The sequence below is a fragment of the Mesorhizobium sp. WSM4832 genome (assembly GCF_055811115.1).
Genome location: NZ_JBVVQH010000003.1, coordinates 207,579 through 223,388, shown reverse-complemented (window position 1 = coordinate 223,388; position 15,810 = coordinate 207,579). Strand labels below are relative to the sequence as shown.

Annotated in this window: 17 protein-coding genes; 5 read left to right on the top strand and 12 right to left on the bottom strand. The window is 63.3% G+C overall.

Features of this window, described 5'->3' with window-relative positions:
- Positions 1–71: 71 nt before the first annotated feature.
- From AC0L2L_RS06330 to AC0L2L_RS06305, 6 genes are all read right to left on the bottom strand, one after another.
- A complete protein-coding gene (locus AC0L2L_RS06330; protein WP_473576925.1) occupies positions 72–887 on the bottom strand; it encodes a phosphatidate cytidylyltransferase in 816 nt (271 codons plus the stop codon).
- A 12-nt stretch (positions 888–899) separates the two neighbouring features.
- A complete protein-coding gene (locus tag AC0L2L_RS06325; protein ID WP_473576924.1) occupies positions 900–1,619 on the bottom strand; it encodes an isoprenyl transferase in 720 nt (239 codons plus the stop codon).
- Positions 1,620–1,649: 30 nt separating this feature from the next.
- Positions 1,650–2,204 (bottom strand): ribosome recycling factor, encoded by a 555-nt coding sequence (frr, locus tag AC0L2L_RS06320; RefSeq protein WP_084508049.1) that lies wholly within the window; start codon positions 2,202–2,204, stop codon positions 1,650–1,652.
- Between the two features lie 90 nt (positions 2,205–2,294).
- On the bottom strand, positions 2,295–3,017 hold the full coding sequence (gene pyrH, locus AC0L2L_RS06315) for a UMP kinase (RefSeq protein WP_473576922.1): 723 nt from the start codon (positions 3,015–3,017) through the stop codon (positions 2,295–2,297).
- Between the two features lie 167 nt (positions 3,018–3,184).
- Positions 3,185–4,294: an aldo/keto reductase gene (locus tag AC0L2L_RS06310; protein WP_473576920.1), complete on the bottom strand. Its 1,110-nt coding sequence runs from the start codon at positions 4,292–4,294 to the stop codon at positions 3,185–3,187.
- Positions 4,295–4,331: 37 nt separating this feature from the next.
- Complete coding sequence (locus AC0L2L_RS06305) at positions 4,332–4,859, bottom strand: nuclear transport factor 2 family protein (RefSeq protein WP_473576919.1); 528 nt, start codon at positions 4,857–4,859, stop codon at positions 4,332–4,334.
- A gap of 112 nt (positions 4,860–4,971) precedes the next feature.
- Between AC0L2L_RS06305 and AC0L2L_RS06300 the strand changes: the two genes are divergently transcribed.
- Complete coding sequence (locus AC0L2L_RS06300; protein WP_473576918.1) at positions 4,972–5,898, top strand: LysR family transcriptional regulator; 927 nt, start codon at positions 4,972–4,974, stop codon at positions 5,896–5,898.
- A 28-nt stretch (positions 5,899–5,926) separates the two neighbouring features.
- On the opposite strand, the gene tsf is transcribed toward AC0L2L_RS06300, so the two are convergent.
- The 4 genes from tsf to AC0L2L_RS06280 form a co-directional block, all read right to left on the bottom strand.
- Complete coding sequence (tsf, locus tag AC0L2L_RS06295) at positions 5,927–6,847, bottom strand: translation elongation factor Ts (RefSeq protein ID WP_473576916.1); 921 nt, start codon at positions 6,845–6,847, stop codon at positions 5,927–5,929.
- A 118-nt stretch (positions 6,848–6,965) separates the two neighbouring features.
- The gene (gene rpsB / locus AC0L2L_RS06290) at positions 6,966–7,745 is read right to left on the bottom strand and encodes a 30S ribosomal protein S2 (protein WP_473576914.1); all 780 of its coding nucleotides are present in this window, start codon (positions 7,743–7,745) and stop codon (positions 6,966–6,968) included.
- Between the two features lie 192 nt (positions 7,746–7,937).
- A complete protein-coding gene (locus AC0L2L_RS06285; RefSeq protein WP_473576912.1) occupies positions 7,938–8,216 on the bottom strand; it encodes a DUF4031 domain-containing protein in 279 nt (92 codons plus the stop codon).
- 82 nt (positions 8,217–8,298) lie between these two features.
- A complete protein-coding gene (locus AC0L2L_RS06280) occupies positions 8,299–9,129 on the bottom strand; it encodes a cell envelope integrity EipB family protein (RefSeq protein ID WP_473576911.1) in 831 nt (276 codons plus the stop codon).
- Positions 9,130–9,268: 139 nt separating this feature from the next.
- Between AC0L2L_RS06280 and AC0L2L_RS06275 the strand changes: the two genes are divergently transcribed.
- The 4 genes from AC0L2L_RS06275 (at position 9,269) to AC0L2L_RS06260 (ending at position 12,498) form a co-directional block, all read left to right on the top strand.
- A complete protein-coding gene (locus AC0L2L_RS06275; protein WP_040994991.1) occupies positions 9,269–9,733 on the top strand; it encodes a RidA family protein in 465 nt (154 codons plus the stop codon).
- Positions 9,734–9,741: 8 nt separating this feature from the next.
- Positions 9,742–10,470 (top strand): glycerophosphodiester phosphodiesterase, encoded by a 729-nt coding sequence (locus AC0L2L_RS06270; protein ID WP_473576910.1) that lies wholly within the window; start codon positions 9,742–9,744, stop codon positions 10,468–10,470.
- Between the two features lie 170 nt (positions 10,471–10,640).
- Positions 10,641–11,855, top strand: a complete 1,215-nt coding sequence (locus AC0L2L_RS06265; protein ID WP_473576909.1) for a GNAT family N-acetyltransferase — start codon at positions 10,641–10,643, stop codon at positions 11,853–11,855.
- Between the two features lie 214 nt (positions 11,856–12,069).
- The gene (locus AC0L2L_RS06260) at positions 12,070–12,498 is read left to right on the top strand and encodes an HIT family protein (protein ID WP_473576907.1); all 429 of its coding nucleotides are present in this window, start codon (positions 12,070–12,072) and stop codon (positions 12,496–12,498) included.
- Positions 12,499–12,635: 137 nt separating this feature from the next.
- On the opposite strand, the gene AC0L2L_RS06255 is transcribed toward AC0L2L_RS06260, so the two are convergent.
- Together AC0L2L_RS06255 and clpA are read right to left on the bottom strand one after the other, a co-directional pair.
- Positions 12,636–13,262: a chloramphenicol phosphotransferase CPT family protein gene (locus tag AC0L2L_RS06255; protein WP_473576905.1), complete on the bottom strand. Its 627-nt coding sequence runs from the start codon at positions 13,260–13,262 to the stop codon at positions 12,636–12,638.
- A gap of 64 nt (positions 13,263–13,326) precedes the next feature.
- Entirely contained in the window at positions 13,327–15,810 is a 2,484-nt protein-coding gene (clpA, locus tag AC0L2L_RS06250) for an ATP-dependent Clp protease ATP-binding subunit ClpA (protein WP_473576904.1), read from the bottom strand.

The window sequence follows — 15,810 nt, the reverse complement described above, 5'->3', positions numbered from 1 at the left end:
CCGCCGCGACTGTGGCATCAATCCGGGCGAATCCGTGGCGCGCGCCGTTTTTCGCCTTGCCGCAACGTAGTTCAGTTCGGAAACAGCCCCAATGCCGGATGCTCGGCGCCCGCCGCGATCCAGCCAATGACGTACAGGGCGAACGCGGCCGCGACAAGCCCGTCGACCCTGTCCATGACGCCGCCATGGCCGGGAATGAGGTTGCTCGAATCCTTGGCACCGTGCCGGCGCTTGACCCAGGATTCGAACAGATCGCCTATCTGCGAAACGACCGAGAGCGCGAGCGCGACGAGGCCGAGCTGGACGAGATTGCCGGCGCCGGCCGCAATTGCCAGCAGCAGCCCGGCGACAACGCCGCCGACCGCGCCGCCCAACGCGCCGCTTTGCGTCTTGCCGGGCGAGATCGACGGCGCGAGCTTCGGGCCGCCGACCGCGCGGCCGACGAAATAGGCCGCTATGTCGGTTGCCCAGACCACGGCGAACAGGAACAGAATCGCAATCAGGCCGGAATGGTTGCCGCCGCGCAGATAAGCGAGCGAAAAGCCGGAAAGAGCCGCATAGGCCACGCCGGACGCTTCCCACAACGCTGCCCCCTTGATGCGAGCGGCGACCGCCGCGACCGCCACAAGGATCGCGATAAGGAGCAGCAGCCACAAGGCCGGCAGGCCGGCAATCAGCGCGCCGATGAAGACCAGAATCAGCGCTTCCGGCAGAAAGCCGAGCGCCACGCCGTTCCCGGGGCGCGACATGCGCGTCCATTCATAGAAGATCAGCGCCGCGATTCCCGCGCAGAACAACCGGAACGGCAATCCGCCGAGCCAGGTGAGCGCAAGGGTCAGAGCCGCCAACACGATTGCCGAGATGACGCGCTGCTGGAGATTGCTCATGCGTAGCGGCGCCTAAAGCGCGACATCGCGGGCGGCAAGCCCGCCGAAGCGTCGTTCACGGCCGGCAAAGTCGCGCAAGGCATCGGCCAGATGCTCGCGGCTGAAGTCCGGCCAATAGCAAGGCAGGAAGACAAGCTCGCTGTAGGCGGCCTGCCAAAGAAGGAAGTTCGACAGCCTGAGCTCGCCGCTGGTCCGGATCACCAGCTCGGGATCGGGAATGCCCTGGGTATCGAGCGACGCGGCGAAGCTTTCCGCCGTGATCGCGTCGCTGGCCATGTCGCCGCGTGCGACGGCCTCCGCCAGCTTGCGCGCGGTGCGCACGATCTCGTCACGGCCGCCATAGTTGAAGGCGATGACCAGCGTCAGCGCCTCGTTGCCGGCGGTGAGCGATTCGGCCTCCTGCAGCAGCCCTCTGATGTCGGGCTGCAATCCCTGCTTGTCGCCGATCACCCTCACCCGCACGCCATTCTGATGCAGTTCGGCAAGATCGCGGCGGATGAACAGCTTCAACAGGCCCATAAGGTCGCTGACCTCGGATTTCGGCCGCGACCAGTTCTCCGAGGAAAAGGCATAGACGGTCAGGTAGGAGACGCCGAGCTCGGGCGCCGCGCGGACCGTCTTGCGCAGGGCTTCGACGCCTGCGCGATGGCCGGCAAGGCGCGGCAGGCCTCGCGCCTTGGCCCAGCGTCCGTTTCCATCCATGATGATCGCGACATGCGCGGGCGTTGCCATGGTCTCGCTTTCGAGCCGAAAAACCCGACCCTAAACCTGCATGATTTCAGCTTCCTTATCGGAAAGCAGGTGATCGATCGTGCTGATCGTCTCGTCCGTCAGCTTCTGAACCTGGTCGGACCGCTTGCGGTGATCGTCCTCGCTGATGGTGCCGTCCTTTTCAGCTTTCTTGAGGAAATCCATGCCGTCGCGCCGGACGTGGCGGGCCGCGACGCGGGCGTTCTCGGCATAGCCATGCGATATCTTGACCAGTTCCTTGCGGCGCTGCTCGTTGAGCTCGGGCAGCGGAATCCTGAGATTGGTGCCGTCGACGATCGGGTTGAAGCCGAGATTGGCTTCGCGGATGGCGCGGTCGACCGCGCTGACCATGGACTTGTCCCAGACCGACACCGAAATCATGCGCGGCTCCGGCACCGTCACATTGGCGACCTGGTTGATCGGCATCGCCGTGCCATAGGCCTGCACCTGGACTGCATCGAGCAGGTTGCTGGAGGCACGGCCGGTGCGCAGCGAAGCCAGATCGTGCTTGAAGGCGGCGATCGCCCCGTCCATGCGTCGCTTAAGGTCTTCGTACTCGCCACTCATGATCATCTCCTCGACCCGTTCGCCGGGTTCGCTGATTGTGTCGTGGTCCCGTCCGCGGTTCCGTAGTCGTTTAACGGATCCGGGTCCCGATTATTTGTCCGCGACGACCGTGCAATGGCCACCGCCCCTCAGAATATCGCCGAAACCACCTTTTTCGTGGATCGAATAGACGATTATCGGAATGTTGTTTTCGCGCGCAAGTGCAATCGCGGCTGTATCCATGATCGCAAGCCCGCGATTGATGACTTCCGCGTGGCTGATGCGGTCGAAGCGGACCGCATTCGGGTCTTTCTTGGGGTCGGCCGAATAGACCCCATCGACCTGCGTGCCTTTGAACAGCGCATCGGCGCCGATCTCGGCGGCGCGAAGGGCCGCGGCCGAATCGGTGGTAAAGAACGGATTGCCGGTGCCGCCGGCGAAGATGACCACCTTGCCCTGGTTCATATAGGCGGTCGCCTGGCGTTGGGAAAAGCTCTCGCAGAGCTCCGGCATGGCGATCGCCGAAAGCACGACCGCGTCGACGCCAATCTTGTTCAGCGAGGTGCGCAGCGCCAGCGAGTTGATGACGGTGGCGAGCATGCCCATGTGGTCGCCGGTAACGCGGTCGCCGCCCTTGGAGGCAACGGCGACGCCGCGGAAGATGTTGCCGCCGCCGATGACGACGCCGACTTCGACGCCCAGCGCGCGGGCCTCGGCGATGTCTGCTGCGATACGGTCGACCACCGAGACGTCGATGCCGAAATGCTGCTCGCCCATCAACGCTTCGCCGGAAGCTTTCAGCACGACACGTCGATAGAGGGGCTTCACCGTCATCTGGGTCCTCGAATATCTCGGCGCAGCAATTTTGGAGGCAAAACCGCCCCCGCTTCATCCGGCGATGCTGTCATGGCGGGTTGACCCGATACACGAAGGGCGCGGCGATGTCACGCCGCGCCCTCGTGCAAAATCCCAGGCTTTTTCGGTCAGCGGCCACCCTTTGATCAGCTGCTTGAGATGCTGACCGCCTCGCCTTCGATCACGACCGCAGGCGAATAGCCGGCCGGCTTGTCGCCGGTCACCACGCCGCCGGCCACCCGGACCTGGATCTCCGGCCCGAAGAAGGAATGCGGGAACGGCGGCGGAACGCTGCTGACGGAAGCGAGCCGTTGACGAAGCTCGGGAGGAATAGAGAAATCCAGCGCCGCGAGATTATCCTGCAACTGGGCTAGTTTCGTCGCTCCCAAGATTACCGTGGCGATCCCGGGCTGCGTGGCCACCCAGTTGAGCGCGACTTGGGCCATGCCGCGGCCAAGATCGGCGGCCACTCTTTCGAGCTCGGCCACGATCGCCCAGTTGCGGTCGCTGAACTTCTGGAAACCTGGGTGCGTGGTGTTGCGAAAGCCATCGAGCCGGCCGGCATTTCCAACCTGTGTCGGCCGATATTTGCCGCTGAGCAGGCCGTTTGCCAGCGGGCTCCACGCCATGATACCGGCGCCGTGGTGCGTGCCGAACGGCACGAATTCGTGCTCGATGGAGCGCTCGGCCAGTGAATATTCGAGCTGCAGGGCTGAGATCGGCTCATAGCCGCGCAGTTCAGCGATCGCTTGCGCCCGACCGGCGTACCAGGCCGGCACGTCGGAGAGGCCGATATGAAGCACCTTGCCCGCGCGCACCAGGTCGTCGAGCGTGCGCAGCACTTCCTCGGCCGGCGTCAGCCTGTCCCAGACATGCAGGAAATAGAGGTCGATATAGTCGGTTCCGAGCCGCTTCAGCGAAGCATCGACGGCGCGCATGATGTTCTTGCGGCCATTGCCCCCGGCGTTCGGATTGCCCGGTTCTGAATTGAAGGTGAATTTGCTGGCGATCACCGCCTTGTCGCGCAATCCGCGCTCGGCGACGAATTCGCCAAGCCAGGTCTCGGCGGTGCCACCTGTGTAGAGATCGGCGGTGTCGAAGAAATTGCCGCCTGCCTCGACATAAGCGTCGAACATTGCGCGGGCTGTTTCCTTGTCCGCGCCCCAGCCCAATTCGGTGCCGAAGGTCATCGTGCCCAACGCCAGCCTGCTTACCCGCAGGCCGCTGTTGCCGAGATTGTAGTAGTTCATTGTCATGACATCGTCCTTTCCCGATCTTGACTCGTGCCGGCGTTCAATGGCCCGGAGTGGCCTTGACCCATGGGTTGCCGCGCTCATGTGTCATGCGGAATGTGAAGCCGTCGACCTTCCAGCCGGCAGCCGAACGCGTCAGGTGGTGCTCATAGGTGCCCCAGACTTCCCAGAGCGGGTCGCCATTGCCTTCCATCCGGTTCCAGGCATAGCCATTCGACAGAACAATAGCGCCGTCGCCGTCGATTTCGACTTGATGATTGGTGCGCAGATGCAGGCTGGTCTTGCTGCCCTTGAGATTGGCTGCCCAGGCGCCGATCAGATCGTCGGAAGCAATGTTGGCCGCGGGCAGGCCGGACAGGCTGCTGAAATCGGCGGTGACACGATCAGCGAAATAGCTGCGGGCCAGCTTCCAGTCCTGCGCATCCACCGCACGGTCGATGGCGTCCGCGATCCGGATGACGGCGCGCTCATCGGCGAGCGCTTGCCAGCCCGCCGGTTCGGCTCCGCCGGCATCGACCGGCGCCAGCGCCAGTCCTGCAGCAAAAGTTAGATGTCTCAACGCGTTCATCTCGTCTCTCCTTGAGCTTCAGCCCCGCCGATGTGTTGACCGCAATGTGGACCAACTCACTGGCATCGATAAGATTGCATTGTTCGCAAAGACTGTGCGATATCGCTCATGAATGGACCGCGATCTGCTCACGCATCTGCCAGTCATCGTCGCCGTGGCGCGGCGTGGCGGCTTTGCGCTCGCCGCGGCCGAACTCGGTATGAGCCCGTCTGCCGTCAGCCACGCCGTGCGGCTGGTGGAAGAGCGCATCGGCCAGCCGCTTTTCGCGCGCACGACGCGCAGCGTTTCACTGACGGAAGCCGGCAAGGCGCTGGTGGATACGGCGGCCCCTGCCCTGCAGGACATTGCCGAGCGGATGGACCGCATCAGCGGCATCAAGGGCCGGCCATCAGGCCTGCTCAGGATCAACGCCTCCAACATCGCGATCCCCCTGGCGGTCACGCCCGTCGTGGCGGCCATGGCCGAACGCTATCCCGATGTGACGGTCGAGGTTTTTGCCGAGCAGGGACTGGTCGACATCGTCGGCGAAGGTTTTGATGCCGGCATCAGGCTGGGCGAGATGATCGCGCAGGACATGGTCACGGTCAAAATGACGCCACCATTCAAGGCCGTGATCGTTGCTTCGCCCGCTTACATCGGAAAGCACGGCCGTCCACGCGACGTGGCCGACCTCGCGAACCACAATTGCATCGGCTACCGGCTTGTCCGCGCCGGTGGACTCTATCGCTGGGATTTGCACGAGGATGGCAAGGATATCGTGATCGAGACGCGCGGCACGGCCGTCGTTACTGATTCGCTTGGCGCCATCGACCTTGCGCTGGCCGGCGTCGGGCTCGCTTATGTGTTCGAGCCGCTGGTGCGCGCCGATCTCGCCGCCGGGCGTCTGGTCCAGATCCTGCCGAAGACGGCGATCGAGGAGCCGGGCCTCTTCCTCTACTTCCCGCGCCGCGCGTCGATGGCGCCGAAGCTCAGGGCCTTTATCGATACCGCACAAGAAATCGGCCGGGCATCCATGCGGACACCCGACCGAGTCGCCTGAGCACTGTAACCTTACTTTTTGCTTCGGGCTATTTCTTGACCGCGGCCGCGACTTCCGCCGCGAAATCGGTCGTTTCCTTCTCGATGCCCTCGCCGAGCGCGAAACGCAGGTAGGCGCTGATCTTGGCCGGAGCGCCGATCTCCTTCTCGGCATCCTTCAGCGCCTTCTCGACGGTGATGTCGGGATTGAGCACGAAGGCCTGCTTCAAAAGCACGACCTCTTCATAGAACTTGCGCAGGCGGCCCTCGACCATCTTTTCTATGATCGCCTCCGGCTTGCCGGTCTGGCGCGCCTGGTCGGCGAAGATCGCCTTCTCGCGCTCGACCGCTGCCGGATCGAGCTCTTCCGTGGTCAGCGCCATCGGGTTGGTGGCGGCGACATGCATGGCGACCTGACGACCAAAGGCGTTCGCCGCATGCTCGTTGCCGGTGGTCTCGATCGCGACCAGAACGCCGAGCTTGCCAAGGCCGTCGGCGACGGCGTTGTGGACATAAGTCGCAACCGCGCCGTGCGGCACGGTGAGCTTGGCCGAGCGGCGGAAACCCATGTTCTCGCCGATGGTGCCGACCGCGTCCTTGATGGTATCGGTGACCGACTTGTCGGAGCCCGGATACTTGGCCGCGGCAACAGCCTCGGTCGTGCCATAGGCGAGCGCAACCTTGGCGACGTTGGCGACGATTTCCTGGAAGGCGGCATTGCGGGCCACGAAGTCGGTCTCCGAATTGACCTCGACGACGGCGGCTTCACGCACGCCGGAATCGACACCGATCAAGCCCTCGGCGGCAGTGCGGCCGGCCTTCTTGTCGGCCTTCGAGATACCCTTCTTGCGCAGCCAGTCGACGGCCGCTTCCATGTCACCGTTGGTTTCGTTCAACGCCGCCTTGCAGTCCATCATGCCCGCGCCGGTCAAGTCGCGGAGTTCTTTGACCTGTGCAGCCGAAATGCTCATTGTCGCCTCTTTGTTTCAAATGCGCCGACGCACCATCGGGACTCGATGATGCGCTCGGCAGAAGCGCTTTAGCGCGCCAATTTATTGGAAAGATGAAGGCCGGAACCGGCCTTCCTTATCAAGCTTCCGGAGCTTCAGCGGCCGGGGTGTCGAGCGCCGGCTCGACCGGAGCCTCGGCCGAAGCGCCGATGTCGACGCCGAGCGCGCCCTGCTGACGGGCGATGCCGTCGATGGCCGCCTTCGCGATCAGATCGCAATAGAGCTGGATGGCCCGGGCCGCGTCGTCATTGCCGGGGATCGGGAAGTCGATCTTGTCCGGATCGCAGTTCGAATCGATGATGGCCACGACCGGAATGCCGAGGCGCTTGGCCTCGAGGATCGCGATCGCTTCCTTATTGGTGTCGATGACGAACATCAGGTCCGGCGTCGAGCCCATGTCCTTGATGCCGCCCAGCGCCTTGTTGAGCTTCTCGCGCTCGCGGTCGAGGTTCAGGCGCTCCTTCTTGGTGAGGCCCTGAGCCTCGCCGGAGAGCGTCTCGTCGAGCTTGCGCAGGCGCTGGATCGAGTTCGAGATCGTCTTCCAATTGGTGAGCATGCCGCCCAGCCAACGCGAGTTGACATAGTACTGGGCCGAGCGCTGCGCGGCGTCGGCAACGATGTCGGACGCCTGACGCTTGGTACCGACGAACAGCACGCGGCCGCCCTTGGCAACGGTGTCGGACACCTGCTTCAGAGCCTGGTGCAGCAGCGGCACCGTCTGCGACAGGTCGACGATGTGGATGTTGTTGCGGGCGCCATAGATGTAGGGCGCCATCTTCGGGTTCCAGCGGTGGGTCTGGTGGCCGAAGTGAACACCAGCTTCCAAAAGCTGGCGCATGCTGAAATCTGGCAGAGCCATTCTTTAGTTCCTTTCCGGTTGGCCTCCACGGACACAGGCATTTCGGACTTATGTCCTGATGCCACCGGAGGTTTCAGCCGGATTTCTCCCGGGCAGACACCAAAGTCCGTGTGTGGAATGAGCGCGCATATAGAGGGGAAGTCTCATAAACGCAAGCCGGGAAAACGCTTCAGCCTGCGGCGATCCGCGCGGTCAGCGTTTTATCTTGCCGTTCGGTACCCTGACGCGGCGAAAGACCGCGACGATTTCCTCGCGGCTGCATTCGATGGCGCCTAGCCGAACCGCCCGATCGCGTTCGAGGCCGGTGATATCGTAATGCGGCGCCGATGTCTTGGGCGGTCCTTCGTAGGAGGAGCGCTTGAGGCCAAGCTCGGCGGCGAAGCGATGCAGCTCATTGGTGTCGTCGGCCAGCAGATGGCACCAGCGGTGCCCGGCCCATTTCCAGATCGCCGCATCGACATAAACCGCCATCAGGCGCACCGCACTCCATGATCCCCACACATGGCGTGTCGCGGCCAGGCTCGCAACCCGGCCGCTTGCCGTCAGAGCGTTGCTACTTCGAAGCCGGGCAAGGCTTGGTCTGATCGAACAGCGACAGGTTGACCAGCTTGCCGGTCATCGAGAAGTCGCCATAGTCCATGACGAGGTCGCGGGTGATGCCGTTCTCGTGCAGCTTGAAGCTGATCCGGTATTCCGGCACCTCCTCGCCGCCTTTGCCGGTATCGTCGAAATAGGCGATGTCGACCGGCCAGTATTTGTCGGAAGCGAGCTTGGCCAGCGCCGGCGCTTCCGGATCCGTCTTTTTCGCATCCGTCTTCTTGCCGACGATGACGGTGGTGGTCATCACCTTGTTGGCGTCCTCGGAGCCGTCGAACAAATTGGTCTGGTAGAAATTCTCGCCTTTTTCGGCCTTGCCGATCAGCTCGACCAAATGCTGGGTCGGGAACTGCGTGGCTGCGAGTTCGAGGCTGCCCTTCTCGGGCTTGTCGATATCGACCTTGAGGCCTTTCGGTTCCCTGGTGGCCATGCCTTTCACCTCCTTGTCGAGGTTCTGGTCGACAAAGGATTTCGTCACGAAGGAAAAGGTCTTGCCTTCGGCGTCCTCGAAAGTCGTCGTCTGCTGGTCGGTCAGCCTGGTGTTATCGTTGGTGGCGATCTGGGTGACGAAACGGAACTTGACCGTATAGCCTTCGCAGGCCGAGCCATTGAACTCATAGACCATGCGGCCGGTGATGCCGGTAATGCCCGAACGGTCGGAGGCCTTGCTGAGCGTGAGATCGTAGACGGCGCGGTGCGCCTGCAGCGCGGGCACCGCAAGGGCCGGCGCCATTGGGAGTGCCGCCGAAAGACAGGCGGCGGCTAGAAAAAGGCGCGTTGCGCGCATGCGTTGCTCCGATCGTCGCGGCCGCGAGGCAGACCGCAGGGAAAGATGGTCCAGCTTAAAAAAAGTCGTGGCGGAAGCGAGGCAAAAATAGCAATTTCGGCCCGGCCAACGCGGCGCCTTCCAGCAATAGGGAAAACCAATGAGCGAAACAATCGAAAAGCGGCTAAGCGATCTTGGCGTCACCATTCCGGCCGCCGCCGCGCCCGCCGCCAATTATGTGCCCTATTGCCGCACCGGCAACACGCTGTTCACTGCCGGCCAGCTGCCGCTGAAGGACGGCAAGCTGCAGGCAAGCGGGCTGCTCGGCCGCGACATCGACACCGCCGCCGGCAAGGAAGGCGCTAAATTCTGCGCCATCAACATCCTGGCGCAGGCCAAGGCGGCGCTGGGCGATCTCGAAAAGATCCGCCGCCTAGTCAAGATCACCGTCTTCGTCGCCTCGGCGCCTGACTTCGTCGAGCAGCATCTTGTCGCCAACGGCGCCTCCGACTTCCTGGTCGCAGCCCTCGGCGAGCGCGGCAAGCACGCCCGCTCCGCAGTCGGCACCGCCTCGCTGCCGCTCAACGCAGCGGTCGAGATCGAAGCGATCTTCGAAGTCGAGTGAGGTTCAAGATGACCGACCTGTCCTGGCTGATTGCGCAGCCTGTTGCGCATCGCGGCTTCCACGACATGAACAAGACGCGCTGGGAAAACACGCTGTCGGCCTTCGCCGCCGCGGCCGAGCGCGGCTATGCCATCGAATGCGACGTGCATATCTCGTCCGACGGCATCCCGGTCATCATCCATGACGGCGATCTGAAGCGCGTGACCGGTGAGGACGGTTTCGTCTGGCAGCGCACCGCGGCCGAGCTTACCTTGCTCAAGGTGGGCGGCACCGCCGACCACGTGCCGACATTGCAGGAAGTGCTCGACCTGATCGATGGCCGCGTGCCGCTGGTGGTGGAGCTGAAAGGCGTTCCCGGACATGACGCAGGCCTGGTGGCAAGCGTGGGCAGATTGCTCAAGCGCTATAAGGGCAAGGTCGCGATCATGTCGTTCGATCACTGGCTGATCCGCGATTTCGCCAAGGATGCGCCGGGCATCCCGGGCGGGCTGACCGCCTATGGCAAGGACAACCAGCTTATCGAGGCGCATTTTGCCATGCTGGCGCATGACATCGCCTTCACCTCCTATGCCGCCGGCGACCTGCCGAACCGCTTCGTCAGCTTCGTGCGCGAAAAGCTGAAAATGCCCGTCATCACCTGGACCGTGCATGACCAGCCGGCGGTCGACCTCACCTTCAAATATGCCGACCAGATGACCTTCGAGGGTTTCGAACCCGACCTGGTGAAGGTTGCCTAGAGCCGGATGATTTCAGGTCGAAACGACCTGAAATTTGATCCGCCTCTAAATCAATCTAGAGAGAGAGCATGATCCCGCCCGAAAACCGCTTCGCACTTTTCGGCATCATGCTCTGGGACGTGCGCTGAAACGTGACTTGCAGCAGCCCCGAGGACGCTTAAATAAGCCGCATGGATCAGGGCGACGACGACGATGGACGAGCAGCGAACGCGGATTATGCGATCCGCGTCGCGGCAGGCATCGGCGCATTCACCTGCGAGGAATGGGACGGCTTTGCCGGAACCACGCGCGGCGACACAGAAAACGGCTACAATCCACTGGTCTCATTCGCCTTTCTAAGCGCCCTGGAAGATTCCGGCTGCGCTATCCGCCGCACCGGCTGGCAGGGTCATCATCTGCGGCTGGAAACCGCGCAAGGCAGGCTTCTCGGCGCCGTCCCTTGTTACCTCAAATCGCACAGCCAGGGCGAATATGTCTTCGACCACGGCTGGTCGGATGCCTTCGAGCGCGCCGGCGGCCACTATTACCCCAAGCTGCAGTGCTCGGTGCCGTTCACGCCAGTCACCGGCCCCCGCTTGCTGGTCGGCAAGGGCGAGGATGAGGGTGCCGTAAGGGCCGGCCTGGCGGAGGGGTTGAAACTCGTGACCGACAAGCTCGGAGTCTCCTCCGCGCATGTCACCTTCGCCAACGAGCCCGATGTCGCGACGCTGGAAGCGGCTGGATTCTTGCATCGCACCGACCAGCAGTTCCATTTCTTCAACGAAGGCTTTTCGAACTATGACGATTTCCTCGCCACGCTTGCCTCGCGCAAGCGCAAGGCGATGAAGAAGGAGCGTCGCGAGGCGCTGGCCGACGGCATCGGCATCGACTGGCTGACCGGCAAGGACATCACCGAAAGCGCCTGGGACGATTTCTACGCCTTCTACATGGATACCGGCGGCCGCAAATGGGGCCGGCCCTACCTCAATCGGCAGTTCTTCTCGCTGATCGGCGAGCGCATGGCCGACGACATCCTGCTGGTGATGGCAAGGCGCAACGGCCGCTACATCGCCGGCGCCATCAACTTCATCGGTTCCGACGCGCTCTACGGCCGCAATTGGGGCTGCATCGAAGACCACCCCTTCCTGCATTTCGAGGTCTGCTACCATCAGGCGATCGATTTCGCCATCGAGCGCAAGCTCAAGGTGGTCGAGGCAGGCGCGCAGGGCGAGCACAAGCTGGCGCGCGGCTACCGGCCGGTAACCATGCACTCGGCGCACTACATTTCGCATCCCGGCTTGCGCAATGCCGTTGCCGACTATCTCAGGCGCGAGCGGCGCGAAGTCGAACGCATGGGCGAATATCTCGAAGGGCACACACCCTTCCGCAAGGACCTCGAGGAATAGCCGCCTCGGCTGCGCCCTGTCGAGAGCGGCCGACAGCACTGCGAACCCTTTTGGCGGACTGTGCCGCGCCCTATTTCGCAAGCGAGTCGTTGCGCAAGAAACGCTTCCATCGGGCTCTCGTCGAAGCGGGCATGGTGGATCTCGCCTGAGCGCCTTGCCGCCCACCGGCGGCTTCGCTAAACCGGACGGCGAATGCAATTGGGAGCAGCCCGACATGGCCCAAGCCTATGATCCCGGCAACATCTTCGCGAAAATCCTGCGCGGCGAGATCCCTTCGCACCGCGTCTATGAGGACGACGCGGTCGTCGCCTTCATGGACGTGATGCCTCAGGGAACCGGCCACACGCTGGTGGTGCCGAAAGCGCCGTCGCGCAACATCCTCGACGCCGACCCGGCAACGTTCGGTCCGTTGTTTGCCGTGGTACAGAAAATGGCGGTGGCGGTGAAAAAGGCCTTCAACGCCGACGGCGTCACCATCCTGCAGTTCAACGAGCCGGCCTCCGGACAGACAGTCTACCATCTCCACGTCCACGTCGTTCCGCGCTTCGATGGCGTGCCGTTGAAACCGCATTCCGGTCAGATGGAGAAGCCGGAAGTGCTGGCCGAGAATGCCGGCAAGATCCGGGCAGCGCTGGAAAACTGATCTGACAGGCGTTAGAGCAATTCCAGGAAAAGTGTGTAACGGTTAGGTTCGGCGCCTTCGCCGTGGTTTTCCGTCCGGAATTGCGTCAAAACAAAGAGATAGAGCGGCTCGCCGTTTCCGTGAAACGGTGAAACGCTCTAGCCGGCCGGCAATTTCGCCAATGCCTGGAAAGCCGTTGGCTCCGGTGGCGCGATAAGCCTCTCCCTTATCGACTCCGCGCAGCCTTGCGGACTGAGCAGCGACGCATCGACTTCCAGATCGTAGAGGCCGGGCTTATGCACCTCCTCCTGCCAGAGGCGGACGGGCAGCGGCACAGGGTCGTCGTCCGTTCCGACCACATAAGGTGTGTCAGCCCCACCCGCGGCGCGCCGTCGCAACACCTCGTCGATCGGGCAGCGGACGCCGACGAACAGCACCGGCAGGCCGGCCAGGCGCCGGGCACATTTGGGAAGGATGTTCAGCGGTCTGGAATACGCGTCATGATGGCCGATATCGGCAACGACATTGAGCCCCAGTCGGCTGTGGGCCGCTATTGCGTCGTAAAGCGCGGCATAGAGGAGCGGCACAAAGGCCTCGATATCGAGGCGTTCGCCACCGGGACGCAGGCCGATCCCCGGTCGCAGTCGCGGCGGCGTGGCATGAGCATAGGCGTCGACGCCGAGATTCATCCACACGCCCTCGAATGTCTCCTGGATCGCCGCGGCAATGCTCGACTTTCCCGAGCGCGGCGGACCGTTGAGGATGATGATCCGTCCGGTTTCCAAGTAGCGGCCTCTCCAATGAAAAGGCCCCGTTTCCGGGGCCTTTTGTATTTCAAGCGAGCGCTTGTCAGCCCTTGCGCGGCAGTTGCGGCACCAGGCTGCGCTTGTTGCCGTCCTTGCCCTTGGGATCGTCCTTGCCCTTGGGCTCCGGCTTCTGCGCGACGGCCTTCTTGGCGACCGGCTTCTTGGCCACCGCCTTCTTCGGCTTCGGCGCGTCTTCCGGCTCTTCCTTCTTCGGCTGCACGGGTGACTCGTCGGCGAGCGATTCGAGCTTCAGGCCGGACTCGCCGGTCTCCTTCTTCTCGACGGTGACGCGCACCGTGCCGCCCTTCTTGAGCTTGCCGAACAGCACTTCGTCGGCCAACGGCTTCTTGATGTGCTCCTGGATGACGCGGCCGAGCGGCCGCGCGCCCATGCGCTCGTCATAGCCCTTGTCGGCCAGCCAGGCGATCGCGTCCGGCGACAGGTCGAAGGTGACGCCACGCTCGGAAAGCTGGGCTTCGAGCTGCATGACGAACTTCTGCACCACCTGATGGATGACCGGCACCGGCAGCGAACCGAACGGGATGATCGCATCCAGACGGTTGCGGAACTCCGGCGTGAACAGCCGGTTGATCGCCTCGACGTCGTCGCCTTCGCGCTTGGTCGAGCCGAAGCCGATCGCCGCGCGCTGCGCATCCGACGCACCCGCATTGGTGGTCATGATCAGGATGACGTTGCGGAAGTCGATCTGCTTGCCGTTGTGGTCGGTCAGCTTGCCGTGGTCCATCACCTGCAACAGGATGTTGAACAGGTCCGGATGCGCCTTTTCGACTTCGTCCAGCAGCAGCACGCAATGCGGATGCTGGTCGACGCCGTCGGTGAGCAAGCCGCCCTGGTCGAAGCCGACATAGCCGGGAGGCGCGCCAATCAGCCGCGAAACGGTGTGGCGTTCCATATATTCCGACATGTCGAACCGGATCAGCTCGACGCCGAGCGAGGCAGCCAATTGCTTGGCCACTTCGGTCTTGCCGACGCCGGTCGGCCCCGAGAACAGATAGGAGCCGATCGGCTTCTCCGGCTCACGCAGGCCGGCGCGTGCCAGCTTGATCGCCGAGGTCAGCGCCGTGATCGCGGTATCCTGGCCGTAGACGACGCGCTTCAGCTCGATATCGAGCCCCTGCAGCACCTTCTCGTCGTCGGCCGAGACCGTCTTCGGCGGTATGCGCGCCATGGTGGCGATCGTCGCCTCGATCTCCTTGATGCCGATCGTCTTCTTGCGCTTGGCCTCCGGCACCAGCATCTGCGAGGCGCCGGTCTCGTCGATCACGTCGATCGCCTTGTCCGGCAGCTTGCGGTCGTTGATGTAGCGCGCCGAGAGCTCGACCGAGGCCTTGATGGCTTCACTCGTGTAACGGACCTTGTGGAACTCCTCGAAATAGGGCTTCAGCCCCTTCATGATCTCGATGGCGTCCTCGATGGTCGGCTCGTTGACGTCGATCTTCTGGAAGCGCCGCACCAAAGCGCGGTCCTTCTCGAAGAACTGGCGGAACTCCTTGTAGGTGGTCGAGCCGATGCAGCGGATCGCGCCGGACGACAGCGCCGGCTTCAGAAGGTTCGATGCATCCATGGCGCCGCCCGAAGTGGCGCCGGCGCCGATCACGGTGTGGATCTCGTCGATGAACAGCACCGCGCCCGGATAGTCCTCGAGCTCCTTGACGACCTGCTTCAGCCGCTCCTCGAAGTCGCCGCGATAGCGGGTGCCGGCCAGCAGCGTGCCCATGTCGAGCGCGAAGATGGTGGCGTCCTGCAGCACTTCCGGCACATCGCCCTCGACGATGCGCTTGGCGAGGCCTTCGGCGATCGCTGTCTTGCCGACGCCAGGATCGCCGACATAGAGCGGATTGTTCTTGGAGCGGCGGCACAGCACCTGGATGGTGCGGTTGATCTCGCTGTCGCGGCCGATCAGCGGGTCGATCTTGCCGGCCCGTGCCTTGTTGTTGAGGTTGACGCAGTAGGCCGTCAGCGCGTCCTGCTGCTTCTTCTTGCCACCCTCTTCCTGCGGCTCGGCGCCGTTCTGGCCGCCCTGCTCGTCCTCGGCGCCGCGCGGCGTGCGCGATTCCGAAGCGCCCGGGCGCTTGGCGATGCCATGCGAGATGTAGTTGACCGCGTCGTAGCGGGTCATCTGCTGTTCCTGCAGGAAATAGGCGGCGTGGCTCTCGCGCTCGGCGAAGATGGCGACGAGCACGTTGGCGCCGGACACTTCCTCGCGGCCGGACGACTGCACATGGATCACGGCACGCTGGATGACGCGCTGGAAGCCCGCGGTCGGCTTCGAATCCTCGTCGTAGCCGGTGACGAGGTTGTCGAGCTCGGTATCGATATAGGTGAGAACCGTATGCTTGAGCTCGTCGAGATCGACGTTGCAGGCGCGCATTACGGCGGCCGCCTCGGTGTCGTCGATCAAGGCGAGCAGCAGGTGTTCGAGCGTCGCATACTCATGATGCCGCTCGTTGGCGAATGTCAGCGCCTGATGTAGCGCCTTTTCCAGGCCTTGGGAGAAAGCCGGCAT